Here is a 25,383-nt window from a genome sequence, read left to right as displayed (position 1 = left end):
CGGTCCACCGAGAGGTGGACGTGCGCGTCATTTATCGCACACGTGCCGAAGAATTCGCAATACGGGTGCGGCCCACCACCGGATCGGCGGCGGAATATCACTCACCTCGGGCGGCAGGGACCTCTCGGAGTCAGGAGACTTCCGACTCTTCGGCGTCCTCCTCGGCGAACTCGGGGAGGAAGTCGGCGAGCACCTGGACGGCGGGGACGACGCCGCCCAGCTGGCACATCACGCCGATCCCCCCGAACCACACGCGGTGGATCAGCACGTACTCCGGAGGCAGGTTGACCTTGAGGTTGATCGTCCACTCGGGGCGCTCGCGGTCGTTCACGTGCTTGAAGAGCGACTGCAGCCACGCCCTGTCGAACCTGAACTCCTCGTGCCGCAGCGGCTCCACGAAAGGGCTGAGGTAGTCGAGCAGCTGGTCGGGGTCCACCTGGATGCGCTCGCGGATGAAGCCCTCTTCCCGCAGGCCGTCGGCGACGGTCTCGGAATCACCGTCGAGAGCGGCCCCCAGCAGCCTTCCGATGGCGGGCGGCATTCCGTCCGGCAGGCGGTTCACGGCACCGAAGTCGAGGATGCCGAAACGGCCGTCGGGCGTGAGCCGGAAGTTGCCCGGGTGGGGGTCGGCGTGCAGCAGACCGGCGCGCGCCGGGCCCAGCAGCAGCACCTCCAGGTAGCGCCGGGCCGCGAGGTCGCGCTGCTCCTGCGTGCCCTCGGCGATCACCTTCGACAGCGGCACCCCGTCCAGCCACTCGCTGACCAGCACGCGGCCGGTGGCCATGACGACGGCGGGGACGACCACCTCGTCGTCGTCGGCGAACGCGTCCGCGAAGGCCTGCTGGGAGGCGCCCTCGGCGCGGTAGTCCAGCTCCTCGGCCACCCGCTCGCGCAGCTCGGCGATGATCGGGCCGACCTCCATGCCGGGGATCCACCCCGCCGCCACGCGCACGAGGCGGCCCACCTGGTCGAGGTCTCCCAGCAGCGCGTCGCCGGCGCCGGGGTACTGCACCTTGACCGCGACGTCCCGGCCGTCCGACCACACCGCGCGGTGCACCTGCCCGACGGACGCCGCGGCGGCCGGCTTCTCCTCGAAGCTGCGGAACAGCGAGCGCCAGCCCGGGCCCAGCTCGGCGGCGAGCACCGCGCGGACCGTGGCCGCCGGCATCGGGGGAGCGGCGTCCTGCAGCTTGGTGAGCGCCGCGCGGTAGGGGCCGGCCTGCTCCTCGGGCAGCGCGGCCTCCAGCACGGACAGCGCCTGCCCCACCTTCATGGCGCCGCCCTTGAGCTGGCCGAGCACCTTGAAGACCTGCTCGGCCGTGGCCTGCTGCACCGAGGCCTGCACGTCGGCCTGGGAGCGGCCGCCCAGCCGGCGCCCCAGCCCGACCGCCTGGCGGCCGGCGAAGGCCGCCGGCAGCTGGGCCAGGCGCAGGCCGCGCCCGAGGGAGCCGCGCGGGATGGCGCCGCCCCGGCGGCCGCCGCGCTCGTCGTCGTCGGCACCCTCCGCCCAGCCGTCCGGCGCGCGGTCCAGGGGGTCCTCGGCGGGTGCGTCCACCCCGCCATCCTGCGACGGCTTCCGGGCTCTCGCAGCGCCGGCCCGATCACCGCGCCGTCAGCCCGCTGCCAGCACCCCGTCGGCCCAGGTGCACCCGCAGGCGGGGTGGGCCGACCACGGGCGCACGCCGAGTGCCCCGGCGCCGTCCAGCTCCAGGGTGGCGTCGAGCGCGGCGGGCTCGTGGCCGCGCAGCTGCGCCAGCACCTGCTGGACCGCCACCGCGGCGGCCAGCGCCGCGAGGTCCGCGGGCTCCGGGCGCCGCGGGCCGCCCGGTGGCGCGGCCAGCTGCGGCAGCAGGCGCGGCCACTCCGGGTCTCGGTCGGTGCGGTGCAGGTCGAGGCAGCGCAGGCAGGCGCTGTCCCCGGGGCGCACCAGCGGCCCCACCACCGCTGCTGCGCCGAGGTGCAGCACGCCCAGGTGCGGCACGCCCTCGCGCACCAGCGGTTCCGCCCGGCGCGCGTCGTGGGCTCCCGAGGCCACCAGGACGACGACGTCGGGGCGCACGCGCCCGGCCGGGGGCGGCTGCACGCGGACGGACGGGTGGTGCCGCAGCAGGGTGCGCACGACGGCAGCTCCGCGCGACAGCTCCAGGTCGGACGGGGAGAAGGCCGCGGGGCCGACGTCGGCGCGGGTCACCGGGGCCTCGTCCTCCACGAGCACCGCGCCCACGCCGGCCGCGGCCAGGCCCAGCGCCACGGCGCGCCCCGTGGGGGAGGCCCCCACGACGGCGGCGCACGTCCGCGCGAGCCCGTCCGGTCGTGCGCCGGGACCCCTGCCCTCGACCCGCTCCAGGGCGCCGGCGCCGGCCAGGGCCTCGAGCAGGGCGCGGGTGCGCTCGGGGGGGCCGCCGTGCAGGGCCGCGAGCCGCTGCAGGGAGGTGGGGTCGGCTCCCGTGGCGAGCGCGTCCACCACCAGCTCGTCAGCGGTGGTGAGGCCCTCCAGCACGTGGGCGACGGCGCCCACACCGAGCTGGAGCCGGCCGGGGGAGCGCCACGCGGTCAGCAGGCCGGGGCGCAGGCGCAGGGACGTCGGGGCGCTCACTCGAGGAGCGTGGCACCGGTCCGCCCTGCGCCGCTGGCGCCGTCCACAGGGGCGGCGCCAGCGGGGCGGTGCAGGGGGCGGAGCTCAGGCCTTGCCGAGGATGCGGTTGAGGTTGGTGCCGCACACGGGGCACTTCGCCTTGGCCATCCGGCGGCCGTTGGTCTCCACGACGCCGCCCTCGGCGTCGCGCTTCTCCTTGCACTTCACGCAGTAGAACGAACCCGAGTAGGTCTCGGCCACGGGGGCCTCCTCGTGTCTGGGCCCGGGCGGGGGGCCCGGACGGGTGGTGCGGTCCGCGCCACCGTAGCGGCTGGTCCGGACGGCGGTGGCCGGACAGCAGTCGTCCCCCGGTCGAGGAACCATCCCGCCTTCCCCTGCGGTGGGCCCCTCGACCGGAGGACTGGTGACGACGGTAGGGCCGGCGGCGGGCACCGTCAACGCGGGAGCGCCCGTCCGGCCCTGTCCGTCCCCCGCGGGTGGTCACTGAGCGTGCCGGTTCGTGGCGGGTGGTGGCGACAGCGCCCACCGGATGCCCGCCCAGGCCGCCGAGCTCCTCCCCGTGGCCCCCGAGCGGGTGTCGTGGCCGGTGGCGGGGCCCTCGGGGCAGTAGCGTTGCTGCATGGCGGCGCAGGGGGCGCGAGCGGCCGGGGGCGACCCCGTGCCCACGACGGCGCGCCCGGTGGCCCACGACCTCCCGCCCGTGGAGGTGCGCCGCAGCGCTCGGCGCCGACGCACCGTCACCGCCTTCCGCGACGGCGGCACCGTGGTCGTCTGCATCCCGGCGGGGTTCACCCGCGCGCAGGAGCGCGTCTGGGTGGACCGCATGGTCACCAAGCTCGCCGCGCAGGACCAGCGCCGCCGCCCCAGCGACGAGGCGCTCGCGCGCCGCGCCGCCGAGCTCAGCGCCCGCTACCTCGGCGGGCGGGCCCGGCCCTCCAGCGTGCGGTGGGTGGCCAACCAGACCACGCGCTGGGGCTCCACCACCACCGCCGACGGCACCATCCGCCTGTCCGACCGGCTCCAGGGGATGCCGTCCTGGGTGGTCGACTACGTGCTCGTGCACGAGCTGGCGCACCTGCTCGAGCACGGCCACGGCGACCGCTTCTGGGAGCTCGTGGAGGCCTACCCCCGCACCGAGCGCGCCCGCGGCTACCTCGAGGGCTTCGCCACCGCGCGCGACCTGCCCATCGCCGACGTCGACGACGGCGCCGACCCCGCCGCCCAGCTCCCCGGCTGACGCCACCTCCCCGGCTGACGCCACCTCCCCGCAGGGGCGGCGGTGCGAGGGTGGGGCCGTGGCGACCACCGGCGCAGACCACCCGTCCGACCTCGACGCCGCCGCCGTCCGCACGGCGGCGGCCGCAGCGCGGGACTGGCTCGCCGCGCGCCGCGACCACCTGCGCGTGCCGGGCGTCCAGGCGGCCCTGGCGCTGCGCGGCGAGCTGCTCCTCAGCACGGCCGCCGGCGTGGCCGACGAGGGCACGGGAGAGCCGCTGCGCACCGACCACCTCTTCCGGGTGGCCTCCCACTCCAAGGCCTTCGCCGCCACCCTCGTGCTGCGGCTGGCGCACGCCGGGGCGCTGTCGCTGGAGGACCGGCTCGGCCGGTGGGTGCCCGAGCTCGTCGCCGCCGGGAGCCCCGCCGCGCAGGTGCCGCTGAGGGCGCTGCTGGAGCACACGTCGGGCCTGGCGCGCGACAGCGTCGAGGGGGCCGGCCACGGCGACGCCGACCACTGGCAGGGCGAGCGCCCCTTCCCCGACCGCGCGGAGCTGCTGGCGGTGCTCTCGGCGCCCGGCGTCGCCGTCCTCGGCGTCTACGAGCGGTTCAAGTACTCCAACCTCGGCTACGCCGCGCTCGGCCTGGTGCTCGAGGCGGCCATCGGGCGGCCGTGGGCGCAGCTGGTGCGCACCGAGCTGCTGGAGCCGCTCGGCCTGCGCCGCACGGAACCGTCCTGGGTGCCGGCGCGCGCCGCCGAGCACGCCAGCGGCCACACCCTCGCGGCGCTCGGCGGTGCGCGCCGGCCGGTGGTGTGGGACGCCCTCACCGCCGACGCCCGCGCGATGGACGCCGCCACCGGCGTCTCCAGCACCGCCGAGGACCTGGTCCGGTGGGCGAGCGCTCACTGCGACGTCCCCGCCGCCGGCGGCCCCGGTGGGCAGGACGACGACGAGGGGCGGGTCCTGCCGGCGCACCTGCGCCGCCTGGCGCGGCAGGGCGCCTGGGCCACCGACGACCCCAGCGGTGACGGCCCCGCCGCCAGCGGCGACGAGTACGGCCTGGGCTGGCAGCGCCTCACCGCCGGCGGGCGCCGCACCGCCGGCCACGGTGGCGGCTACTTCGGGCACGCCACCCGCACCGCCTTCGACCCGGCCACGGGCCTGGCGGTGGCGGTGTGCACCAACGCCGTCGACGGGCCGGCGCTCCCGCTGGCCCGCGGCGTGCTGCGGCTCGTGGAGATCGCCACGACCGGCGCCCCCGACCCGGCCGCCGCCCGGCCCGGTGCGCTGGAGCGCTTCACCGGGCGCTTCGCGTCGCAGTGGGGCGTGCTCGACGTGGTCCGCCTCGGGGACCGGCTGGTGGCGCTCGACCCGGTCGCCGACGTCCCGGGCCCGGTCGCGGAGCTGCGGGTGGCCGGCGACGACGCCCTGCTGGTCACGGCGGCGCCCGGCTTCGCCGCCCCGGGGGAGCTGCTGCGCTACACCTTCGACGACACCGGTCGGACCACCACCGTGCGCGGCGCCGGCGGCATCACGCACCGCCCCACCCCTGGGCCGCAGCCGCGCGCCTGAGGACGGCCGTCCGCCACCGGGTGCCACAGCAGCTGACCGAGGTCACCCGCGGTGGGTCGCCGCAGGGCCGACGGCTCCGCAGCTGACCCAGGTCACTCCCGGAGCTGACCGGGGTCACCTGCGGTGGGGTCCTGCGCGCGCAGGCCGCGCAGCAGCGCTGCGGCGCGTCGCAACCGGGGTGGGACGTCGGCGGCGACGCCCTCGGGCAGCGCGTCCAGGGCGAACCACGCCACGTGCTCGCTCTCCGCGCTCACCACGGGCTCGGCGCCGTCCGGCGCGGTGAGCACGAAGGCCACGTCGAGGTGCTCCCGGCAGCGGCCGAAGGCCGCGCCGAGCGCGTGGTGGTGCAGGTCGACCAGCCCCCCGGCCGGCTGCAGCACCGGTCCGAGCCCGGTCTCCTCCGACGCCTCGCGCAGGGCCGCCGCGGCGAGGGAGGGGTCGCCGGCCTCGAGGTGCCCGCCCGGCTGCAGCCACGCACCGGCCTTGCGGTGCAGCAGCAGCAGGGCGCGGTCGCCGTCGGCGGACAGCACCAGGGCCGAGGCCGTGAGGTGGGCCGGGGGTCCGTCCCGGTGCAGGGCGCTGCCCGCGAACGTCCCGCCGGCGCCCGCCCCGGGGTGGGCGGCGAGCTGGTCGCGGTAGGCCGCGAGCAGCTCCGCCTGCCTGGGGCCGGCCAGGCGCAGACCAGCCAGCTCGGCGTCGGCCTGTGCCGGCGTCACGCCCCGGTCACCGGGGGGCGCTGCCCGCGTCGTCGTCGCCGTCGGGGCGGTGCTCCTCGGGGCGGGGGTCGTCGCCGCGGGTCTCCTCGCCGCGCAGCAGGGCCTCCAGGGCCGCGTCGACGTCGGCCGAGGCGGCCTCCGCGTCGCTGCGCCGGGTGGCGAAGCCCTCGGGGTCGTCCAGGTCCGCGGGCGTCGGCAGCAGGTCGGGGTGGGCCCACACCGCGTCCCGGCCCTCGGCGCCGCGGGCCGCTTCGACGGCCTCCCACAGCCGCGAGGCCTCCCGCAGCCGGCGCGGGCGCAGCTCCAGGCCCACGAGCCCGGCCATGACGTGCTCGGCGGGACCGCCGACGGCCCGGCGGCGGCGGGCGGCCTCGCGCAGCGCCGCACTGCTGGGCAGCGTGGAGCGCGTCGCCTGGTCCACCACGTGGTCGACCCAGCCCTCCACCAGCGCCAGCGCCGTCTCCAGCCGCTCCAGCGCCGCCTGCTGCGCGGGGGTCTTCTCCGGCTCCAGCACGCCCGACCCGAGCGCCTCCTGCAGCGCCGTCGGGTCGGAGGGGTCGATGTTGCGGACGGCCTCCTCGATCCGGCTCGTGTCGAGGGTGATGCCGCGGGCGTACGCCTCCACCGAGCCCAGCAGGTGCCCGCGCAGCCACGGCACGCCGGCGAACAGCCGGGCGTGCGCGGACTCGCGCGCCGCGAGGAACAGGCGCACCTCGCCCGCGGGCACGCCGAGGCCGTCGGCGAAGGCGGCGACGCCGCTGGGCAGCAGCGCGGTGGTGCTGCCGGCCACCAGCGGGATGCCGACGTCGGTGGCGGAGACCACCTCGCGGCTCAGTCCGCCGACGGCCTGGCCCAGCTGCGCGCCGAAGACCGTGCCGCCGATCGAGCGCATCATCGAGGACGCGCCCGCCACCATGCCGCGAGCCTCTTCGGGCACCTGCTCGGCCATGGCGGAGGCGACCGCGTCGGCGACGCTGCTGGCCACCGGCTCGGCCAGGCGCTTCCAGGTGGGCAGCGTGGCCTCCACCCACTCCGAGCGCGACCACGCGCGGCCCGCCGCGGCGGCCGAGGTGAGGTCGGTGACGGGGTCGAGCCACAGGTCGGCCAGGCGCAGCGCCTCGGAGACCTCGCGCTCGTCGGAGGAGCTCGGTGCCGGGTCTCCCTCGGCCACGGCGGCCTGGCGGGCGACGTCGTGCGCCAGCTGCCAGTTCACTGGCCCGTCACCGGCGGAGGCCATGAGCTGCTGCACGGCGGCCATCGCCTGGGCCATGGCCTGCGGGTCCTTCTGGAGCTGCTCGAACAGCTGCGCGGGGTCGATGCCCCCGGCACCGCCCAGGCCTCCGGGACCTCCCAGGCCCCCCAGACCGCCGGGCAGCCCGCCAGCTCCGCCGGGGAGGCCACCGGCGCCGCCGGGGAGGCCACCGCCGAGGGCGGAGAACAGCTGGGACAGGGGGTCGGCCGGTCCGCCGGGACCGCTGGAGCCTCCGGGGGTGCCGTCTGCGGAACGCTCGCCCGACGTGCCCTCCTCCGGGTCCTCGTCGGGACGAGGGGGCGGCGGGGTGTCAGGCACCGGTCCTCCAGCCGCGCATCAGGGGGAGCCGAGGCGGTGCGGCGCCCGCCGCCGGGGCGAGGCGGCAGGATGTGCCTGCCGCCGTCTGCGCCCACGGTACCCAGGGGCCGCGGGCGGTGGCCGCCCCGGAGTGACGCTCGCAGCGAACGTCCATCGCAGGCCCGGCGGCTGAGCAGCAGCGGCGGAGGAGCTCGGGTGGGGGACCTGGTCGACGGCGGGGTAGCGGTCCCGCTGTCCCTGGACGGCCACGTCGTGGTCACGGGTGCGCAGACGCCGGCGGGGCGAGCCGTCGCCCGCGGGCTGGCGGCCGCGGGGGCCGTCGTCGTCGCCCTGGAGGACTCCCCGGGCGCAGCCGCCGCTCCCGCGGAGGGCCCTGAGGACGACGACGAGGGCGCCGGGCGGCGCCCGCTGCGCGTGGCCGTGGACCTCACCACGCCGGACGTGCTCGCCGCCATGTCCGGCGGTGCCGCCGGAACGGGGCCGACCGGGCTCGACGGCGCGCCGGCCGCGGTGGTGCACGTGGCCCTCGACAGCGACCTGCGCGCCGCTCTGGCCACGCCGGCGGCCCGGCGCCGCGAGCGGGCCGAGGCGTCGGTGCGGGCCGTCGTCACCGCCGCCGCCGCGGCCGGTGCGGGCCGGCTGGTGCTCGTGAGCAGCGCCATGGTGCACGGGGCGCTGCCGGACGCCCCGGTGCCGCTTCCCGACGACGCCCCGCTGCTGGCGGCCCCTGACGACGGCCTCGTCGGCGACCTCCTCGCGGTGGAGGACGTGTGGGAGCGCGCCGCGCGGGCGCTGCCCGGTGTGCCGACGGCGGTGCTGAGGCCCGCTGCGGTGGTCGGTCCGGGTGTGGACACGGTGGTGACGCGGTCCTTCGAGGTGCCGCGGCTGCTGGCGCTGCGCGAGCGGGCCCCGGTGTGGCAGTTCTGCCACACCGGCGACCTCGCCGACGCGGTCGCCGTGGTCCTGGACCGCGGGCTGACCGGGGCGCTGGGCGCCGGTGCCGAGGGGGTGCTGCCGCACGAGGCGCTGGAGCGCTCCTCCGGGCTGCGCTCGGTGGAGCTGCCGGCCCGGCTGGCGCAGGCGACGGCGGAGCGGCTCGCGCGGCTGGGGCTGCTGCCGACGCCCGCCGGCGACCTCGCCTACGTGGTCCACCCGTGGGCGGTCTCCTCCGAGCGGCTGCGGGAGGCGGGGTGGCGCCCGGCGCGCAGCAACGAGGAGTGCCTGGCGGTGCTCCTGGAGGGCGTGGCCGAGCGCCGCGCGGGCCGGCGGGGAGCGGCGGGTGCGCCGCGGCTGCCGCGCGAGGCCGCCCTGGGTGCCGCGGGTGCGGCGGGGGCCGCGGTGGCGGTGGTGGCGACGGCGGCGGTGCTGCGCCAGGCGCGGGCGCGGCGCGGCCGGTGACCTCCTCCCAGTCCGGCCAGCGGCCCGACGAGCGGCCCGACGAGCGGCCCGACGAGCTGGACGACCTCGAGCAGCTGGCCCCACCGACGCCGGCCCAGGTCCGGGCCTCGGCCCGGGCGGTCGCGGCGGTCGTCTGCGGAGCGGTGTCCGTGGCGCTGGTGTCGGTCGTGGCGCTGCTGCCGGTGCCGTTCGCCGTGGAGAGCCCGGGCCCGGTGCGCGACGTGCTGTCCGTGCAGGGCGACCAGCGCCTCATCTCCATCACGGGGGCCCCCACGTACCCCGCGTCGGGCTCGCTGGACCTCACCACCGTGAGCGTGCGCGGCGGCCCGGGCCGGTCCCTGGACCTGGGCGGGCAGCTGGCGGCCTGGCTGGACGACGACAGCGCCGTGCTCCCGGAGGCCGCCCTCTTCCCGCCCGGCGCCACCGAGCAGCAGGTCGACGAGAGCAACGCGGCGGCCTTCACCGGCTCCCAGCAGGCCGCGACCGTCGCAGCCCTCACCGAGCTCGGCTACGACGTGCCCGTGCAGGTGGTGGTGACGGACGTCGTCGACGGCTCGGGCGCGGCGGGGCAGCTGCGCGACGGGGACGTCGTCACCGCCGTCGACGGGGCGGCGGTGACGGACGCGACGGCGCTGCGCGACGCGATCCGGTCGGTCGGCGTCGGCCGGGACGCCGACGTGCGGGTGCAGCGCGACGGGCTGGCCGTGGACGCCGCCGTGCCGGTCACGGCCGGGCAGGACGGCTCGCCCGTCCTCGGGGTGCTCGTGCGCGAGCGCGCCGAGCCGCCGGTCGACGTGGAGATCGCGGTCGACCGGATCGGAGGGCCGAGCGCGGGGATGGTGTTCGCCCTCGGCGTCGTCGACCTGCTGACCCCGGGGGACATGACCGGCGGCAAGCGGTTCGCCGGCACCGGCACGATCGACTCCGCGGGGAACGTCGGGGCCATCGGCGGCGTCCGGCAGAAGATGCTCGGCGCGCGGGCCGCCGGTGCCGAGGTGTTCCTCGCGCCGGCGGCCAACTGCGGCGAGGTGGCCGGCCGCGTGCCGGACGGGCTGCGCGTGGTGGCCGTCTCGACGCTGGCCGAGGCGCGCCGGGCGGTGGAGGAGGTCGGCGCCGGCCGGGGCCAGGACCTCCCGGGCTGCTCCTGACGGGCCCTCGCCGCGGGGCGGACGCGGCTGCCAGGTCCTCCGAGAGCCGTTCTCAGGGAGCCGTGACCGTCTCGTGATGGCGGGAGCGACCTCCGAGGGTCGGGGCCCCCAGGTGGCCGTGCGACGATCTGAGCCCGCCCCGAGCCGCCCGTCGCAGGTCTGACGGGCTTGATGGAGGAAGAGCCCGGTGACGTCGCCACCGCCCCGCCCACCGCGCCCGGGTGCGCCCCGAGCGCCGCGAGGAGGTCCGCAGCGGCGCCGCCCGCTGGTGCCCGTGCTCGTCGGCGTCGCCGTCCTGGTGCTGCTCGTCAGCCTGGTCGCGTCGGTGGCCACCGAGGTGCTCTGGTTCAACCAGCTCGGGTTCGGCCGGGTCTACTTCACGCAGCTGGCGCTGCGCGTGGGCCTGTTCCTCGTGGCCGGCGCGCTCATGGCCGCCGCCGTCGCCGTCAGCATGACGGTCGCCTACAAGAACCGGCCCGTCTACGCACCTGTCCCGGGCCCCGCCGCGAGCCTCGACCGGTACCGCGAGGGCCTGGAGCCGCTGCGCCGCGTGCTCACGGTGGTGCTGCCGCTGCTGCTGGGCCTGTTCGCCGGCTCCGCCGCGTCCAGCCGCTGGGAGACCGTGCTGCTGTGGTGGAACCGCACCAGCTTCGGCCAGGTCGACCCGGTCTTCGGGCACGACGTCGGCCTGTACGTCTTCACGATCCCGTTCGTGCGCTTCGTCGTCGGCCTGCTGACGGCGGTCGTGCTGCTGGCGGGCATCGCCGGCGCGGTGACGCTGTACCTCTACGGCGCCCTGCGCCTGTCCGGTCCGGGCGCGCGCACCACGGTCGCCGCGCGCGTGCAGCTGGCCGCCACCGCGGCCGTGCTGGTGGGCCTGCAGGCCGTCAGCTACTGGCTGGACCGGTACTCCACGCTGACCAACGTCCACCAGCGCTTCGCCGGTGCCAGCTACACCGACGTGGCCGTGGTGGTCCCCGCCCGCGGCATCCTCGCCATCGCGGCGGTCATCTGCGCGGTGCTCTTCATCCTCACCGCGGTCCGCGGCGGCTGGCGCTTCCCGGCGGCCGGCGTGGGACTGCTCGTCGTCGTCGCGGTGGTCGCCGCCGGCATCGTGCCGGCGGTCGTGCAGCGCGTGCAGGTGGCGCCGAACGAGGCGCGCGTCGAGGCGCCCTACATCCAGGACAACATCGAGGCCACGCGGGCGGCCTTCGGCCTGGACGAGACCCGCGTCCAGCCCTACACCCCGACCACGGAGGGGGAGGCCGGCGCCCTCCGCGGTGACGCCGCCACCACGGCCAGCACCCGCATCCTCGACCCGGCCGTGGTCAGCCCGACCTTCGCGCAGAACCAGCAGGTCCGCGGCTTCTACCAGTTCCCCAACCCCCTCGACGTCGACAGGTACACCATCGACGGCCAGAGCCAGGACGTCGTCGTCGCCGTGCGCGAGCTGCGCGAGTCCGGCATCGGCAACACCTCCTGGGTCAACACGCGCACCGCCTACACCCACGGCTACGGCCTGGTGGCTGCCGCGGGCAACGACAAGCAGTCCAACGGCGAGCCCACCTACCTCGAGGGCGGCATCCCCGCGTCCGGCTCGCTGCCCGAGTACGAGCCGCGCATCTACTTCGGCGAGGAGAGCCCGGAGTACTCGATCGTCGGAGGGCCGCCCGGCTCGAACCAGGAGATCGACTACCCCGACGACACGCAGCCGGGCGGTGTGGCGCGCTACACGTACACCGGGAACGGTGGCCCGTCGGTGGGCAACGTCATCGAGCGCGCCCTGTACGCGATCAAGTTCCGCGACGCGAACATCCTGCTGTCCTCGGCGGTCAACGACCAGAGCCAGATCCTGTACGACCGCAACCCCCGCGAGCGGGTGCAGAAGGTCGCTCCCTTCCTGACGATCGACGGCGACCCCTTCCCGACCATCGTGGACGGGCGGGTCAAGTGGGTCGTCGACGGCTACACGACCTCGGCGGAGTACCCCTACTCCCAGCCCCAGGTGCTGCAGGAGGCCACGGCCGACACGCTGACCACGCCGACCGGCACGGTCGCGGCGCTGCCGCCGAACCAGGTGAACTACCTGCGCAACTCGGTGAAGGCCACCGTCGACGCCTACTCCGGCCAGGTGGAGCTCTACACCTGGGACGACACCGACCCGGTGCTGCGCGCCTGGAAGAAGGCGTTCCCGGGCTCGGTCAAGGAGCTCACGGCGATGTCGGCCGAGCTGATGTCGCACGTGCGGTACCCGGAGGACCTCTTCAAGGTCCAGCGCACCGTCATGGCCAGCTACCACGTGACCGACCCGGCGGCGTTCTACTCGCAGAACGACTTCTGGCGCATCCCGGCCGACCCCACGTCAGGGGCCGCGGCCAGCGGCGGCACGGCGGCCGCAGGCGCGGCGTCCCCGGACAGCCCCGCCCAGCCGCCGTACTACCTGACGCTGCAGATGCCCGAGCAGCCGGAGGCGTCGTTCTCGCTGACGTCGACCTTCATCCCCAACAACCGCTCGGGCGAGGCGGCGAGGAACATCCTCACGGGCTTCCTGGCCGTGGACGCCGACGCCGGGGACGTCGCCGGGCAGAAGCGCGACGGCTACGGGCAGCTGCGGCTGCTGCAGCTGCCCACGGAGGGCACGGTCAACGGCCCGGGCCAGATCCAGAACGAGTTCAACACGAACCCGGCGGTCGGCCAGTTCCTCAACCTGCTGCGCCAGGGCGGTTCGACCGTCCGCTACGGCAACCTGCTCACCCTGCCCGTCGGTGGCGGCCTGCTGTACGTGGAACCCGTCTACGTGCAGAGCACCGGTGAGACCGCCTACCCGACGCTGCAGCGCGTGCTCGTGGCGTTCGGCGACAACATCGGGTTCGCCGACACCCTCGACGGCGCCCTCGACCAGGTGTTCGGCGGTGACTCCGGCGTGACCGCCGGCGACGCCGGCTCGGGCACCGGCGACGCGCCGATCACCCCTGGGGACGGCTCCACGGCGAGCCCGTCGAACGGCTCGCCGAGCCAGTCGCCGAGCCAGTCGCCGTCGGCCACGGACGGTGCCACGACCGCCCCGTTGCCGCAGGGGGTGCGCGACGCCCTCCAGCAGGCCGTCGCAGCCGAGCGGGAGGCGCAGCAGGCCCTGCAGAACGGCGACTTCGCCGCCTACGGGCAGGCGCAGGACCGGCTCAAGCAGGCGCTGGACGCGGCCGTCGCCGCCGAGCAGGCGAGCACGGCGTCACCGTCGGCGACGCCCGCCGGCTGAGCCGGCCGCGCCTCGGCGCGCACCAGGACGGGCCCCCGCAGCGGCTGCTGCGGGGGCCCGTTTTGGCTCCTCGCCGCGGGTCGGGTAATGTTCTGTTCACCGACGCGGGGTGGAGCAGCTCGGTAGCTCGCTGGGCTCATAACCCAGAGGCCGCAGGTTCAAATCCTGCCCCCGCTACTCCTGACGAAGGCCGTCGATCCTCCTGGATCGGCGGCCTTCGTGCTGTCCGGGCGCACCAGCACACCCGGGCGTCGGTCGAGCGCGGGAGGTCACGTGTCGCACGAGCACGCCTGGCGGTGGCGGCTCGCCGCAGCGGCCTTCGCGTTCTGGGCCACCATGCTGGGCACCACGCTGCCGACGCCGCTGTACGGCCTGTACACGCAGCGCCTCGGCCTGTCGGCGCTGCTGCAGACCACCGTCTTCGCCGCCTACGCCGTCGGCGTCATCGCGGCGCTCGTCGTGGCCGGTCAGGCGAGCGACAGGTTCGGCCGGCGCCCCGTGCTGGCCGTGGGCCTGGGCTTCGCCGCCGCGTCCGCCGTCGTCTTCCTCCTGCCCGCCTCCGTGCCGGGGCTGCTGACCGGGCGGGTGCTGTCCGGGATCTCCGCCGGCCTGTTCACCGGGGCGGCCACCGCGCTGGTCTCCGAGCTGGCGCCGCAGGGCTCGGCGCGCGCCGCCTCGCTCGTGGCCACCGCCGCCAACATCGGCGGGCTCGGGTCCGGCCCGCTGCTGGCGGGGGTCGTCGCGCAGCTGGGCTGGGCGCCGCTGGTGCTGCCCTACGCCCTGCACCTCGCGCTGCTGGTGCTCGCCGCGGGTGCCCTCGCCGTCGCCGGGGAGACCGTGGCGGGCCCGGTCGAGCAGCGTCCGCCGTGGCGCCCGCTGCGACCCGCCGTGCCCTCCCAGGCGCGGGCGGCGTTCCTGCCCGCCGCCGTCAGCGGGTTCGCCGGGTTCGCCTGCCTGGGCCTGTACTCGGCGGCGGAACCGCGGGTGCTCGGCCAGCTCCTCGGCATCGGCGCCCCTCTCGCCGCCGGGGCCGTGGCGGCGCTCATCTTCGCCGCGTCGGTGGGCGGCCAGGCGGCCACCGCGCGCCTCGCGCCGGCCCGGGTGCTGCCCGCGGGGTGCGTCGCGCTGCTCGTCGGCACGGCGCTCCTCGCCGCGAGCCTGGAGCTGGTCTCGCTGCCGCTGCTGCTGCTCGCCACGGTGGTGCTGGGCGGCGCCCAGGGCGCCTGCTTCCGGGCCGGGGTGGCCGAGGTCGGCGCCGCGTCACCCCCGCAGCGGCGCGCCGAGGTGGTCTCCACCCTGTTCGTGGTGTTCTACGTGGCCATCTCCGTGCCCGTGGTGGGCGTCGGCGCCCTCGCCGACGCGGCCGGCCTGCGCGTGGCGGTCCTGGCGCTGGCCGGGCTCGCGGGAGCCCTGGCCGCGGCGGCGCTCGCGGTCCTGCTGCTGCGCCGGCGCAGCACCGCGACGAGGGGTTGACCCGTATGGCCGGTCTTCCCTACGGTCGTCGACGTCGGTCATGAGTGGCAGCGACAAGCCCTGGCTCGCTGTCCAGCAACCCCCCTCCGCGGCGGGGTGCTCCAGGTGAGGACCGGGCAGGACGCAGCCGCGATCCTGTCAGCGCGAGGTCCCCCGCGGGGGACGAGACAGGAGCTCCCCATGAGCCTTCCTCACCGCACGTCCGAGGTCCTCACCCGCAGGCTCGTCGTCGACCTGGGCCGGACGTCGTCCACGCGCTGTCGCGCCTGACGACCCACCCGCCCCTCCCTCCTCGACCACGACCGGCGTCGGCGTCCCGCCGCGCCCCGACGACCTCTGGAGCACCCGATGACCCTCCTCGACGACGCCACGACCACCTCCACCACCACGACCAGCGCGCGTCCGGTCCGCAGCGGCCGTCCGGCCGTGGGCCACCTGCTCGCGGGCACCGAGCACTGGCGCACCGCACCCCGTCCCACCGACACCGCGGGCTGGCTGCGCCGCGCCGAGGACGTCGCCGCCCAGCTGCGCCGCGGCGCCGTCGAGCGCGACCGCGCCGGCGGACACCCCCGCGAGGAGGTCGACCTCCTCAAGGCCTCCGGCCTGGTCACCCTGTTGGGCCCCAGCGAGCACGGCGGCGCCGCCCAGACGTGGGAGACCGCGCTGCGCGTGGTGCGCACCGTGGCCCGCGGGGACGGGTCGGTCGGCCAGCTGCTCGGCTACCACTACCTGTGGGCGTGGGCAGCGCGCCTGGTCGGCACGGAGGAGCAGGTCGCTGCCGTCGAGGAGCTCTACACCTCCGGCGAGCTGTTCTTCGGCGGGGCCGTCAACCCCCGCGACGGGGACCTCGTCATCACCGAGGACGGCGACGAGCTGGTCTTCTCCGGGCGCAAGTCCTTCTCCACCGGCGGTGTCGTCTCCGACCTCACCGTGCTGGAGGGCGTCCTCGACGGCACCGACACCCACGTCTTCGCCATCGTGCCGACCGACCAGCCGGGCATCGTCTTCCACGACGACTGGGACAACCTCGGGCAGCGGCTCACCGAGAGCGGCTCGGTGCGCATCGACGGCGTGCGGGTGCCGTGGGCGGCCGCGGCGGGCTTCGTCGACAGGGTGTTCCAGCCGCTGACGTACAACACCCTCAACGTGCCGACCATCCAGGTCGTCTTCGCCAACTTCTACCTGGGCATCGCCCAGGGCGCGCTGGAGCGGGCCGCGGAGTACACCAGGACGACGACGCGCGCCTGGCCGTACGGCGGTGACGACAAGGAGTCCGCCACGCAGGAGTGGTACGTGCTGGAGGGGTACGGCGAGCTGGCCTCGAAGCTGTGGGCCGACGAGGCCCTCCTCGACGCCGTGGGAGCTGAGGCCAGCGCGGTGCTGCACGCCCCGCGCGAGGAGCTCACCGAGCGCCGCCGCGGCGAGCTGGCGGTCCGCATCGCGGCGGCGAAGGTCCGCGCCGTCGACGACGGGCTCGAGGTGGCGACCAAGGTGTACGAGCTCACCGGCGCCCGGGCCAGCGCCAACGCCGTGGGGCTCGACGTCCACTGGCGCAACCTGCGCACGCACAGCCTGCACGACCCGCTGCCGTACAAGAAGCGCGAGGTGGGCGGCTACGTGCTGCTCGACGAGGTGCCCGAGCCCAGCTGGTACACGTGACGGCCGGCTGACCGGGGGTCGACCGCGGAGCCCAGGGCCAGGACCGGGGTGTCCCGGCCCCGGGCTCCGCGGTCGAGCGCCTCAGCGGCGCTGGAGCAGCCCGAGCACCTCGTCGTGCAGCAGCCCGTTGGTGGCCACCGCGTTCCCGCCGTGCGGCCCGTCCTCGCCGGCCAGCGAGGTGAACCGGCCGCCCGCCTCGGTGACCACGGGCACCAGGGCCGCCATGTCGTACAGCTCCAGCTCGGGCTCGCAGGCGATGTCGGCGGCGCCCTCGGCCACCAGGGTGTAGCTCCAGAAGTCGCCGTACCCGCGGGTGCGCCACACCTTCTTCGTGAGGTCGAGGAAGCCCTCCAAGCGCCCGGCCTCCTCCCACTCCCAGATCTCGGAGTGGCTCAGGCTGGCGTCGCCGAGGGCGGAGACCTTCGAGACCTGCAGCCGCTTGGCCGAGCTCAGGCGGGGGCCGGTGTAGGCCCCGGTGCCCTGCGCCGCCCACCAGCGGCGGTTCAGCGCCGGGGCTGAGACCACGCCGAGCACGGGCACGCCGTCGTCCAGGAGCGCGATGAGCGTGGCCCACACCGGCACGCCGCGCACGAAGTTCTTGGTGCCGTCGATCGGGTCGACCACCCACTGGCGCCCCGAGGAGCCCTTCGAGACCCCGCTCTCCTCGCCCACGAAGCCGTCGCGGCTGCGGGTGCGGCTGAGCTGCGACCTGACGATCTCCTCCGCCGCGCGGTCCGCGTCGGTGACCGGGGTGAGGTCGGGCTTGGCCTCGACCACGAGGTCGCGCGCCTTGAAGCGGGTGGTGGTGAGGTTGTCCACGGCGTCGGCGATGACGTGCGCGAGCCTCAGGTCGTCGTCGTAACCGGGCACACGTGGCACCGTAGCGGTCGCTTCTACCCTGGGTGGCGTGGTCCCCGCACCTGACGGCAGCACGGACGGCGCCATCGGTGAGCCCCTGCAGCAGGCCCTGGTCGCCCGCGAGAAGGTGCTGCGCGCCTTCCTCGACGCCGACGGCAGGCTGACGAGCATCCCCGCCAAGCGCGCCAAGCGCCTCGTGGTGCTCGACCTCCTCGCCAGGGTCTTCGAGCCGGGGGAGCGCTACCCCGAGCTGGAGGTCAACGCCCTGCTGCGCGCCTTCCACGACGACGTCGCCGCGCTGCGCCGCTACCTCGTGGACGAGGGCTTCCTCGACCGCGCCGACGGCGTCTACTGGCGCACCGGCGGTTCGGTCGACCTCTGACCCTCCCCGTTGGGCTTCCCGAGCACTTCGGGTCGTGATCATGGACTTCCCGCACAGGATCGGGGCATGCCGCTGCAGCCCTACGCCGCCAGCCCCGTCCGCCGCGCCCGCCAGGTGACCGCTGACGTCGCCGTCCTGCTCTGGTCGGTGGTGTGCGTGCTGACCGGCGTGGTGGTCCACGGCGCCGTCGCGGCCCTCGCCGAGCCGGCGAGGTCGCTGGCGAGCGGTGCCGGAGGGCTCCGCGACCAGCTGGGCGGCGCTGCCGACGCCGCCGGGCGCGTCCCGCTGGTCGGCGACGAGCTGGCCTCGCCGCTGACCGGCGCCAGCGGCTCGGCCGGCGACCTCGCCGCCGCGGGGACGGACCTGGCGACCACGGTCGACCACCTCGCGACCGTGCTGGGGGTCGCTGTCGCGGTGCTGCCCGTGCTGCTGGTCGTGGCGCTGTGGCTGCCGGTGCGGCTGCGCTTCGCGCGGCGCGCCGGTGCCGCGCGCGCCTGGCTCGACGACGACGGCGCCGGGGCGGGCCCGACGGGGCGCAGCCGCACCGAGCTGCTGGCCTGGCGCGCGCTGGCGAACCAGCCGCTCACGGCGCTGGCCGCCGTGAGCCCGGACCCCCTCGCCGACGTGCGCGGCGGGGACCCGCGCACCACGCGGGCGCTGGCCGCCCTGGAGCGCCGCGCCCTCGGCCTGCCTCCTGACCGCGCCTGACCCTGGCCCGGACGTCCTCGGGAGGTCCCTGACCACGAGGGTCAGCGGGTGTCGGTCTCCCCGGAACGGCTGCGCAGCAGGCGCCGCAGCGAGTCCAGCCGTGCCGGACCCGCCTCCCCGGCCGCCCCGGAGGCGACGTAGGCGTCCAGGGCGCACTCGGTGGTCTCGGCGTCGTCGTGGGTGCAGCCCCGGGGGCAGTCCGCCGTGCCGGGCTCGAGGTCGCTGAAGGCGCGCAGCAGGCGCTCGGGCGTGAGGTGCGCCAGCCCGAAGCTGCGCACGCCGGGGGTGTCGATGACCCAGCCGGTCCGCTCGCCGTCCTCGTCGCGCAGCGACAGCGCCACCGCGGAGCTGGAGGTGTGCCGGCCGCGGCCGGTGCTCTCGTTGACCGAGCCCGTCGCGCGGCCCGCCCCCGGCACCAGCGCGTTGACCAGCGTCGACTTGCCCACGCCCGACGGGCCGACCAGCACGCTCTCGTGGCCGGTGAGGCGCTCGCGGACCGCCTCGACGCCCTCGAGCACGCGGGTGCCGTCCTCCAGCACCCGGCGGCGCACCACGAGCACCGGCACGTCCAGCGCGGCCCAGGCGGCCAGCGCCTCGGCGGGGTCGCCCAGGTCCGCCTTGGTGAGCACCAGCACCGGCTGCAGCCCGCCGTCGTAGGCGGCGGCCAGGCACCGGTCCACCATGCGCTGCACCGGGGCGGGGTCGGCCACGGCCGTCACGACGAGCAGCTGGTCGGCGTTGCCCACGAGCACGCGCTCGACGGGGTCGGTGTCGTCGGCGGTGCGCCGCAGCACCGAGCTGCGCTCGTCGATCCTCACGATCCGCGCCAGGGTGTCGACGGCGCCGCTGGTGTCGCCGACCACCCCCACGCGGTCGCCCACGGCGATGCCCGCCCGCCCCAGCTCGCGGGCGCGCATGGCGACGACCTCGCGCTCGTCACCGGTGCCCTCCGCGACGAGGGTGGTGATCCGGCCCCTGTCGATGGTGAGCACGCGCGCGGGCACGGCGTCGGCGTGGTCCGGCCGGTCCTTGGTGCGCGGACGCGAGCCGCGGCGGTTGGGCCGGACCCTGACGTCGCGCTCGTCGTAGCCGGAGGTGCGCCGGCGCTCGTCCCCCACCTGCCTGTCCGTCGGTCCGGCCATCAGCGGGCGAGCATCCCCGTCCACAGGCCCGGGAAGTCGGGCAGCGTCTTGGCGGTGGTGCCCACGTCGAGGACGACGACGCCGGGCACCGCCAGCCCGAGCACCGCTCCCGCCGTCGCCATGCGGTGGTCGCCGTAGGTGGAGAAGCGGCCGCCGTGCAGCGGGCGCGGCCTGATGAGCAGGCCGTCCTCGGTCTCGGAGACGTCACCGCCGAGGGCGTTCAGCTCGGTGGCCAGCGCTGCCAGCCGGTCGGTCTCGTGGCCGCGCAGGTGCGCGATGCCGCGCAGGCGGGTGGGGGTGTCGGCGAGCGCGGCGACGGCGGCGAGCACCGGGGCCAGCTCTCCGACGTCGTGCAGGTCCGCGTCGATGCCGGAGACGCCGTCCCCGCCGCGGACGGTGAGGCCCTCGGGGGTGAGGTCGACGTCGGCGCCCATCTCGTCGAGCAGGTCGCGCAGCGCGTCACCGGCCTGCGTGGTGCGCTGCGGCCAGCCCGGCACCGTGACCCGGCCACCGGTGACCAGGGCGGCCGCGAGGAACGGCGCCGCGTTGGACAGGTCGGGCTCCACGTCCACGTCGAGGGCGCCCACGCGCCCGGGCGCCACCCGCCAGCGGGTGCCCGAGGCGCCGCCGGTGGAAGGCAGGTCGGACTCCACCTCCACACCGGCGTCGCGCAGCACCTGCTCGGTCATCACGAGGTGGGGGGCGCTGGGGACGGGCGGCCCCTCGTGCACCACCTCGACACCGGTGTCGCTGCGGGCGCCCGCCAGCAGCAGCGCGGAGACGAACTGGCTGGAGGCGCTGGCGTCCATGACCACCCGTCCGCCGGGCAGGCGGCCGGCGCCGTGCACGGTGAAGGGCATGAGGCCGCGGCCGTCGTCGTCGACGCGGGCCCCGAGGTCGCGCAGGGCGCCGAGCAGGGGAGCCATCGGGCGGGTGCGGGCGTGCGGGTCGCCGTCGAAGGTCGTGTCGCCGGAGGCGAGGGCGGCGACGGGCGGGAGGAAGCGCATCACCGTGCCCGCCAGGCCGCAGTCGAGCGAGCCGGCCCCGCGCAGGGACCCCGGCTGCACCCGCCACGCGTCCACCTCCGTCGGGTCGGACGCGGGGACGTCGGTGACGCGGGCGCCCAGGGAGGCCACCGCGGCGGCCATGAGCAGGGTGTCGCGCGAGCGCAGCGGCGCCCTCAGCTCCGAGGGGCCCTCGGCCAGCGCCGCCAGCACCAGGTAGCGGTTGGTCAGCGACTTCGACCCCGGCAGGCGGACCTCGGCGTCGACGGGGGCCTCGCCGGTGGGCGCCGCCCAGTCGAGGGGGGCGGTGGCTGCCGTGCTGGCGGAGGGGCTCATCACCACCGAGCCTACGGCTCCCGCCGACGGCGCTGCCACGGCCGAGCGGCCGGGCGGGGATCCCGCGACGACGAGGGGCCGGCCCCCGCGCTGCGTCGCGGTGGCCGGCCCCGTGCCGGTGCGGGTGGGCTCAGCCGTGCGCCCTGTTCAGCTTCTTCTGGGCGCGCTTGGCGCTCTTGGACGCCTTCTTCTGGGCGCGCTTGGCCACGGCCGTGCCCGCGGCGGTGGCGGCCTTGGCGGAGCGCTGCGTGGTCTTGGCGGCGTGCTGGGCGCGCCAGGCGAGCCCGGGCTTGCCGTCCAGGTCGACGGCGGCGATGAGCAGGCCGCCGAACAGCGCGGCGTTCTTGAGGGCCTGCACCAGCTGCAGCTGGCGGGTCTTCGCGTCGGGCGCCTCCCAGAACCGGTGCCCGGTCAGGGTGGTGGGGACCAGCGAGGCGGCCAGCACGGCGGAGGACGCGCGCGGGGCCTTGCCCGTGGCGAGCGCGAGGCCGGCCGTGGTCATGAGGGCGCCGTTGAGGCGGACCAGGCCCGCGTCGTCGCTGGGCAGGGTGACCGGGCCGACGGCCAGACCCTTGAGCGCCGGGATGATCGGGCCGCCGCCGTCGGTCTTGGCGGCGGGCTTGCGGAGCTGGTCGATGCCGCCGTAGACGAACGGGGCCGCGAGCAGCGGTCGGGCGAGACGACGGACGAGGCTCATGCAGCCGGTCTACCGCACCCGGCGACCGCTCGCCACCACGGGGGCCTCCCTCCGACGGGACTCGTGCGGGACTCGTGCGGAACCCGTGCGCGAGCCGGCCCGGAACAAGGGCCGGGCGGACCGCGTTGCACGGCGTGGCGGACACCCGACCCGCCGGAGCAGGAGGAGCGCGTGCTCGTCGCCGAACCGCTGGGAGAGGCCCTCGTGCCGCCCCCGCCACTATCGTGGGGGTCGATGAGCGACGACCCGGCCACCCGTGCTGACGCCGGCACCGACGAGACGGTGCGGGCTCCCGAGGAGACCCCCGAGGAGCGCACGGCCCGGTTCGAGGCCGAGGCGCTGCAGCACCTCGACCAGCTGTACTCCGCCGCGCTGCGCATGACGCGCAACCCCGCGGACGCCGAGGACCTGGTGCAGGAGGCGTTCGCGAAGGCGTTCGCGAGCTTCCACCAGTACCGCCCGGGCACCAACCTCAAGGCCTGGCTGTACCGGATCCTCACCAACACCTACATCAACACCTACCGCAAGAAGCAGCGGCAGCCCCAGCAGGCGGGCACCGACGAGATCGAGGACTGGCAGCTGGCGCGCGCCGAGGCGCACAGCTCGACGGGCCTGCGCTCGGCGGAGACCGAGGCGCTGGACCACCTGCCGGACTCCGACGTCAAGCGCGCCCTGCAGGCCGTCCCGGAGGACTTCCGGATGGCGGTCTACTACGCGGACGTCGAGGGCTTCGCGTACAAGGAGATCGCCGAGATCATGGGAACGCCGATCGGCACCGTGATGTCGCGCCTGCACCGTGGGCGCCGCATCCTGCGCACCCAGCTCCAGGACTACGCCCGCGAGCGCGGTCTCATCCCCGCCGGGGCCGCTCCCGCCGCGACGTCCGCCGGGACGGGGGACCCGTCGTGAGCGCCGAGTGCGACGGGGTGCTGGAGCGGATCTACTCCGCCCTGGACGGAGAGGTGTCGGCCGCCGAGCTGGCCGACATCCACCACCACCTCGAGGCGTGCCCTCCGTGCCTCGAGGAGTACGAGGTGGAGGCGGCGCTCAAGGCCCTGGTGCGCCGGTGCTGCGCCGAGCAGGCTCCGGCGGCGCTGAGGGCCAAGATCGTCGCGTCCATCACCCGCGTGGAGACGGTGCAGACGACGGTGACCGCGCGCTCCGCGGACGGCTCCGCGGTGGTGGCGCGGGTGACCCGCACCACCAGCGTCGAGGGCTGAGCGCCGGCGCACCGACCGGCAGCAGGACGACGAGAGGCCGGGACCCGATCGGGTCCCGGCCTCTCGTGCGACCAGCAGCAGGGTGCTGCCCGCTCCCTCAGGAGTTGGGGCGCTTGCCGTGGTTGGCGCCACCCTTCTTCCGGTCGCGGCGCTTGCGTGCGCGCTTGCTCATGGCGGACCTCCTCACCCGTCTCGAGTCTGTGCAGGCTGCCCGTCGTCGTCGTCAGGCTCACCCCGATGGTCCCACAGGCTCAGGTCGGCGCCGACACGAGCCGATGGCCCGGAGGTGAGCCAGGTCAGCGAAGGGGCGCGCGTGCCCCTCCAGGCACCCCCCAGCAGCGCCCCGTCGTCGGGGGTGCAGGAGTACCTGCGCGCGCTCGTGGAGCTGTCGGGCTCGGACCTGCACTGCAAGGTGGGCTCGCCGCCGCGGGTGCGCATCGACGGCCGGCTGCGCAAGCTGCGCGCCCCCGAGCTGGTGCCCGCGGACACGCAGCGGATGGTGGCCGAGGTGCTGCGCCCCGACCTCGCCGAGGAGTTCGCGCGGACCAACGAGGCCGACTTCGCCCACTCCGTCCCCGGGGTGGGCCGCTTCCGCGTGAACGCCTACCGCCAGCGCGGCACCGTCGGCCTGGTGTTCCGCCGGGTCTCCACCACGCCCGTCAGCCTGGACGACCTGGGCCTGCCGCCGGTGGTCTCCTCCCTGGCCCTGGAGCCCCGCGGGCTGGTGCTCGTCACCGGCCCCACGGGCTCGGGCAAGACGACCACGCTCTCGAGCATGATCGACCACGTCAACAGCACTCGCGAGTGCCACATCATGACGCTGGAGGACCCGGTCGAGGTCCTCCACACCGACAAGCTGGGCATGGTGAACCAGCGCGAGGTGCGGGTGGACACCCGCGACTTCGCCAGCGCCCTGCGGGCCGCGATGCGCCAGGACCCCGACGTCATCCTCGTGGGTGAGATGCGCGACGCCGAGACGGTGCGCGCGGCGCTGTCGGCCGCCGAGACCGGTCACCTGGTGCTGTCCACGCTGCACACCACCGACGCCACCGAGACCGTCACCCGCATCGTCGACTTCTTCCCCCCGCACGAGCAGCAGCAGGTGCGCCTGGGGCTGGCGGGCTCGCTGCGCGGCATCGTCTGCCAGCGCCTCGTGCAGCGCTGCGACGGTCAGGGCCGCGTGGTGGTCCTGGAGGTGGCGGTCAACACCCCGCGCGTGGCGCAGGCGGTGACGGACCCCGCCCTGACCTCCGGCATGCACGACCTCATCGCCGACGGCGCCTTCTACGGCATGCAGACGTTCGACCAGGCCCTGGTGGCCCTGGTCCGCGACGGCGTGGTCTCGGAGGACGACGCGCTCGGCGTGGCCAGCCACCCGCACGACCTCGCGGTGGAGCTGCGCCGCCTCGGCGTCGGCGGCTGAGACCGCCCCGGGGGCGAGCGGGCGACGACGCGACCGCGGCGTCCTGCGGCTCCACCGCCGCACCCGGGGCCGGGACGGGAGAGCATGGGGGCGTGAGCACAGCGGTGGCGCGCAGCGAGCGCCGGCCGGGCCGGGCGCCCTGGCGGGAGGTGCTCGGCGCGCTGCCCTGGGCCGTGAGGTCGCAGCTGAGCCGGCAGGACCTCCTGCTGCACGGCGCCGCGGTCACCTTCTACGCGGCGATCGCCGGCGTGCCCATGCTCATGCTCGCCGTGCGGCTGGCCACGCTCGTGGTCGGCGAGGAGCGCGTGCGCTACCTGTCCACCACGCTCGAGGCGGCGCTGCCCCGCGGGTCCGGGGCGGGGCCGGTGGCCCGGACGGTCATCGAGCAGGCCGCGTCCACCAGCTGGTTCGTGGCGCTCTTCGCGGCGTTCGCGGCCAGCCTGTACGGCGAGGGCCTGCGCCGCGCCTACGGCTCGCTGGACCGGGTGACCGAGAGCCGCACCGGCTGGCGCGGGCGCATCGCCGTCCTGCCGGTCCTCGCGGCGGCCCCCCTGCTGCTGCTGGCGGTGCTCGGGATCACCCCGCTGCTGGCCACGCTCTTCTCCGAGGGCCGGCCCGCCGCCACCGCCCTCGGGGTCTACGTGGCGCTCAACGTCGACTGGATCGCGGTGTCGGTGCCGCTGGCGTGGTCCTTCCGGGTGGTGGCGCCCGACCCGCCGTCCTGGCGGCTCGCGCTCATCGGCGGGTTCGCCACCGGAGCGTTCATCTCCGGGTTCCTGCAGGGGTTCACGCTGTTCCTGTGGCTGCCCATCGACCTGGGCGCCCCCTTCGGCGGCAACCAGGCCGTGGGCGGGTGGACCGCCGTGCTGCTGTGGGTGTGGCTGCTGCACCTCGTGGCGCTGCTCGGCTACGTGGCCACCCAGCAGGCGGGACGGCTCATCGCCACCCGCCGCGAGGTCGCGGAGCTGGTGCGGCGCGGCGAGCCGGTCGCCTGACGGCTAGCGTCGG

General features: G+C 76.3%; 23 protein-coding genes, 1 tRNA gene and 1 riboswitch. Of the genes, 14 read left to right on the top strand and 10 right to left on the bottom strand.

All coding sequences use genetic code 11. From position 1 onward, the window contains the following. Nucleotides 1-130 precede the first annotated feature (130 nt). The 3 genes from FHN55_RS19750 to FHN55_RS19740 all read right to left on the bottom strand — a co-directional run bounded on the left by FHN55_RS19750 (nucleotide 131) and on the right by FHN55_RS19740 (nucleotide 2,836). Nucleotides 131-1,555, bottom strand: a complete 1,425-nt coding sequence (locus FHN55_RS19750) for an AarF/ABC1/UbiB kinase family protein (protein WP_306821827.1) — start codon at nucleotides 1,553-1,555, stop codon at nucleotides 131-133. A gap of 57 nt (nucleotides 1,556-1,612) precedes the next feature. Then, on the bottom strand, nucleotides 1,613-2,596 hold the full coding sequence (locus FHN55_RS19745; RefSeq protein WP_139714105.1) for a thiamine biosynthesis protein ThiF: 984 nt from the start codon (nucleotides 2,594-2,596) through the stop codon (nucleotides 1,613-1,615). Between the two features lie 84 nt (nucleotides 2,597-2,680). Next, nucleotides 2,681-2,836, bottom strand: coding sequence for a DUF5679 domain-containing protein (locus FHN55_RS19740; protein ID WP_109773365.1), 156 nt, complete (start codon nucleotides 2,834-2,836; stop codon nucleotides 2,681-2,683). 379 nt (nucleotides 2,837-3,215) lie between these two features. Here FHN55_RS19740 and FHN55_RS19735 point away from each other — a divergent pair, with 379 nt between their 5' ends. Then, complete coding sequence (locus FHN55_RS19735) at nucleotides 3,216-3,833, top strand: M48 family metallopeptidase (RefSeq protein ID WP_180357965.1); 618 nt, start codon at nucleotides 3,216-3,218, stop codon at nucleotides 3,831-3,833. Between the two features lie 58 nt (nucleotides 3,834-3,891). Beyond that, nucleotides 3,892-5,385 (top strand): serine hydrolase, encoded by a 1,494-nt coding sequence (locus FHN55_RS19730; RefSeq protein ID WP_139714104.1) that lies wholly within the window; start codon nucleotides 3,892-3,894, stop codon nucleotides 5,383-5,385. A gap of 92 nt (nucleotides 5,386-5,477) precedes the next feature. On the opposite strand, the gene FHN55_RS19725 is transcribed toward FHN55_RS19730, so the two are convergent. Both FHN55_RS19725 and FHN55_RS19720 read right to left on the bottom strand, forming a co-directional pair. Then, entirely contained in the window at nucleotides 5,478-6,101 is a 624-nt protein-coding gene (locus tag FHN55_RS19725; RefSeq protein WP_139714103.1) for an NUDIX hydrolase, read from the bottom strand. Nucleotides 6,102-6,108: 7 nt separating this feature from the next. After that, a complete protein-coding gene (locus FHN55_RS19720) occupies nucleotides 6,109-7,671 on the bottom strand; it encodes a zinc-dependent metalloprotease (protein ID WP_257571142.1) in 1,563 nt (520 codons plus the stop codon). 195 nt (nucleotides 7,672-7,866) lie between these two features. On the opposite strand from FHN55_RS19720, the gene FHN55_RS19715 reads away from it, so the two are divergent. The 6 genes from FHN55_RS19715 (at nucleotide 7,867) to FHN55_RS19690 (ending at nucleotide 16,605) form a co-directional block, all read left to right on the top strand. Beyond that, nucleotides 7,867-9,069: an NAD-dependent epimerase/dehydratase family protein gene (locus FHN55_RS19715; protein WP_180357964.1), complete on the top strand. Its 1,203-nt coding sequence runs from the start codon at nucleotides 7,867-7,869 to the stop codon at nucleotides 9,067-9,069. Continuing rightward, the gene (locus FHN55_RS19710) at nucleotides 9,066-10,217 is read left to right on the top strand and encodes a PDZ domain-containing protein (RefSeq protein ID WP_139714101.1); all 1,152 of its coding nucleotides are present in this window, start codon (nucleotides 9,066-9,068) and stop codon (nucleotides 10,215-10,217) included. Before FHN55_RS19715 ends, FHN55_RS19710 begins: the two co-directional genes overlap by 4 nt. A 268-nt stretch (nucleotides 10,218-10,485) precedes the next feature. Then, complete coding sequence (locus tag FHN55_RS19705) at nucleotides 10,486-13,473, top strand: UPF0182 family protein (RefSeq protein WP_257571141.1); 2,988 nt, start codon at nucleotides 10,486-10,488, stop codon at nucleotides 13,471-13,473. A 103-nt stretch (nucleotides 13,474-13,576) separates the two neighbouring features. Continuing rightward, a tRNA-Met gene (locus FHN55_RS19700) sits at nucleotides 13,577-13,650 on the top strand. A gap of 96 nt (nucleotides 13,651-13,746) precedes the next feature. Next, nucleotides 13,747-14,946 (top strand): MFS transporter, encoded by a 1,200-nt coding sequence (locus tag FHN55_RS19695; protein ID WP_257571140.1) that lies wholly within the window; start codon nucleotides 13,747-13,749, stop codon nucleotides 14,944-14,946. 36 nt (nucleotides 14,947-14,982) lie between these two features. Beyond that, a riboswitch (SAM riboswitch) is annotated at nucleotides 14,983-15,096 on the top strand. A gap of 198 nt (nucleotides 15,097-15,294) precedes the next feature. After that, nucleotides 15,295-16,605, top strand: coding sequence for an acyl-CoA dehydrogenase family protein (locus FHN55_RS19690; RefSeq protein WP_139714099.1), 1,311 nt, complete (start codon nucleotides 15,295-15,297; stop codon nucleotides 16,603-16,605). A gap of 81 nt (nucleotides 16,606-16,686) precedes the next feature. Here the strand turns inward: FHN55_RS19690 and hisN are convergent, their stop codons facing one another. Then, a complete protein-coding gene (gene hisN, locus FHN55_RS19685; RefSeq protein WP_218974837.1) occupies nucleotides 16,687-17,475 on the bottom strand; it encodes a histidinol-phosphatase in 789 nt (262 codons plus the stop codon). A 37-nt stretch (nucleotides 17,476-17,512) separates the two neighbouring features. Here hisN and FHN55_RS19680 point away from each other — a divergent pair, with 37 nt between their 5' ends. Further along, nucleotides 17,513-17,845 (top strand): DUF2087 domain-containing protein, encoded by a 333-nt coding sequence (locus FHN55_RS19680; RefSeq protein WP_257571139.1) that lies wholly within the window; start codon nucleotides 17,513-17,515, stop codon nucleotides 17,843-17,845. 66 nt (nucleotides 17,846-17,911) lie between these two features. Then, on the top strand, nucleotides 17,912-18,553 hold the full coding sequence (locus FHN55_RS19675; RefSeq protein ID WP_139714096.1) for a hypothetical protein: 642 nt from the start codon (nucleotides 17,912-17,914) through the stop codon (nucleotides 18,551-18,553). A 41-nt stretch (nucleotides 18,554-18,594) separates the two neighbouring features. On the opposite strand, the gene rsgA is transcribed toward FHN55_RS19675, so the two are convergent. The 3 genes from rsgA to FHN55_RS19660 all read right to left on the bottom strand — a co-directional run bounded on the left by rsgA (nucleotide 18,595) and on the right by FHN55_RS19660 (nucleotide 21,732). Continuing rightward, complete coding sequence (gene rsgA, locus FHN55_RS19670; protein ID WP_139714095.1) at nucleotides 18,595-19,695, bottom strand: ribosome small subunit-dependent GTPase A; 1,101 nt, start codon at nucleotides 19,693-19,695, stop codon at nucleotides 18,595-18,597. After that, nucleotides 19,695-21,035 (bottom strand): 3-phosphoshikimate 1-carboxyvinyltransferase, encoded by a 1,341-nt coding sequence (aroA, locus tag FHN55_RS19665; RefSeq protein WP_139714094.1) that lies wholly within the window; start codon nucleotides 21,033-21,035, stop codon nucleotides 19,695-19,697. Before aroA ends, rsgA begins: the two co-directional genes overlap by 1 nt. Before the next feature lie 130 nt (nucleotides 21,036-21,165). Further along, on the bottom strand, nucleotides 21,166-21,732 hold the full coding sequence (locus FHN55_RS19660; RefSeq protein WP_139714093.1) for a DoxX family membrane protein: 567 nt from the start codon (nucleotides 21,730-21,732) through the stop codon (nucleotides 21,166-21,168). 234 nt (nucleotides 21,733-21,966) lie between these two features. On the opposite strand from FHN55_RS19660, the gene FHN55_RS19655 reads away from it, so the two are divergent. Further along, nucleotides 21,967-22,641, top strand: coding sequence for a sigma-70 family RNA polymerase sigma factor (locus tag FHN55_RS19655; RefSeq protein ID WP_139714092.1), 675 nt, complete (start codon nucleotides 21,967-21,969; stop codon nucleotides 22,639-22,641). Further along, nucleotides 22,638-22,952 carry a mycothiol system anti-sigma-R factor gene (gene rsrA / locus FHN55_RS19650; RefSeq protein WP_139714091.1) on the top strand — a complete coding sequence of 105 codons (315 nt, stop codon included), beginning with the start codon at nucleotides 22,638-22,640 and terminating at the stop codon, nucleotides 22,950-22,952. The genes FHN55_RS19655 and rsrA overlap by 4 nt, the downstream gene beginning before the upstream one ends. A 97-nt stretch (nucleotides 22,953-23,049) precedes the next feature. Here rsrA and FHN55_RS24335 read toward each other — a convergent pair whose 3' ends face one another. Next, nucleotides 23,050-23,124 carry a 50S ribosomal protein bL37 gene (locus tag FHN55_RS24335; RefSeq protein ID WP_370591786.1) on the bottom strand — a complete coding sequence of 25 codons (75 nt, stop codon included), beginning with the start codon at nucleotides 23,122-23,124 and terminating at the stop codon, nucleotides 23,050-23,052. A gap of 141 nt (nucleotides 23,125-23,265) precedes the next feature. Between FHN55_RS24335 and FHN55_RS19645 the strand changes: the two genes are divergently transcribed. Both FHN55_RS19645 and FHN55_RS19640 read left to right on the top strand, forming a co-directional pair. Next, a complete protein-coding gene (locus tag FHN55_RS19645; RefSeq protein ID WP_218974836.1) occupies nucleotides 23,266-24,375 on the top strand; it encodes a type IV pilus twitching motility protein PilT in 1,110 nt (369 codons plus the stop codon). Nucleotides 24,376-24,467: 92 nt separating this feature from the next. Continuing rightward, nucleotides 24,468-25,370 (top strand): YhjD/YihY/BrkB family envelope integrity protein, encoded by a 903-nt coding sequence (locus FHN55_RS19640; protein ID WP_180357963.1) that lies wholly within the window; start codon nucleotides 24,468-24,470, stop codon nucleotides 25,368-25,370. The last annotated feature ends 13 nt before the right edge of the window (nucleotides 25,371-25,383 follow it).

This window comes from Streptomyces sp. NP160, from assembly GCF_006335115.1.
Classification (GTDB): domain Bacteria; phylum Actinomycetota; class Actinomycetes; order Actinomycetales; family Quadrisphaeraceae; genus Quadrisphaera.
This window is presented reverse-complemented; position numbering and strand designations above follow the sequence as displayed.

Excerpts from the sequence above, each read along its gene's own strand:
- FHN55_RS19735 (WP_180357965.1), top strand. The coding sequence starts at position 3,216 with ATGGCGGCGCAGGGGGCGCGAGCGGCCGGGGGCGACCCCGTGCCCACG.
- FHN55_RS19675 (WP_139714096.1), top strand. The coding sequence starts at position 17,912 with ATGCCGCTGCAGCCCTACGCCGCCAGCCCCGTCCGCCGCGCCCGCCAG.
- aroA (WP_139714094.1), bottom strand. The coding sequence starts at position 21,035 with ATGAGCCCCTCCGCCAGCACGGCAGCCACCGCCCCCCTCGACTGGGCG.
- FHN55_RS19655 (WP_139714092.1), top strand. The coding sequence starts at position 21,967 with ATGAGCGACGACCCGGCCACCCGTGCTGACGCCGGCACCGACGAGACG.
- FHN55_RS19660 (WP_139714093.1), bottom strand. The coding sequence starts at position 21,732 with ATGAGCCTCGTCCGTCGTCTCGCCCGACCGCTGCTCGCGGCCCCGTTC.
- rsgA (WP_139714095.1), bottom strand. The coding sequence starts at position 19,695 with ATGGCCGGACCGACGGACAGGCAGGTGGGGGACGAGCGCCGGCGCACC.
- FHN55_RS19690 (WP_139714099.1), top strand. The coding sequence starts at position 15,295 with ATGACCCTCCTCGACGACGCCACGACCACCTCCACCACCACGACCAGC.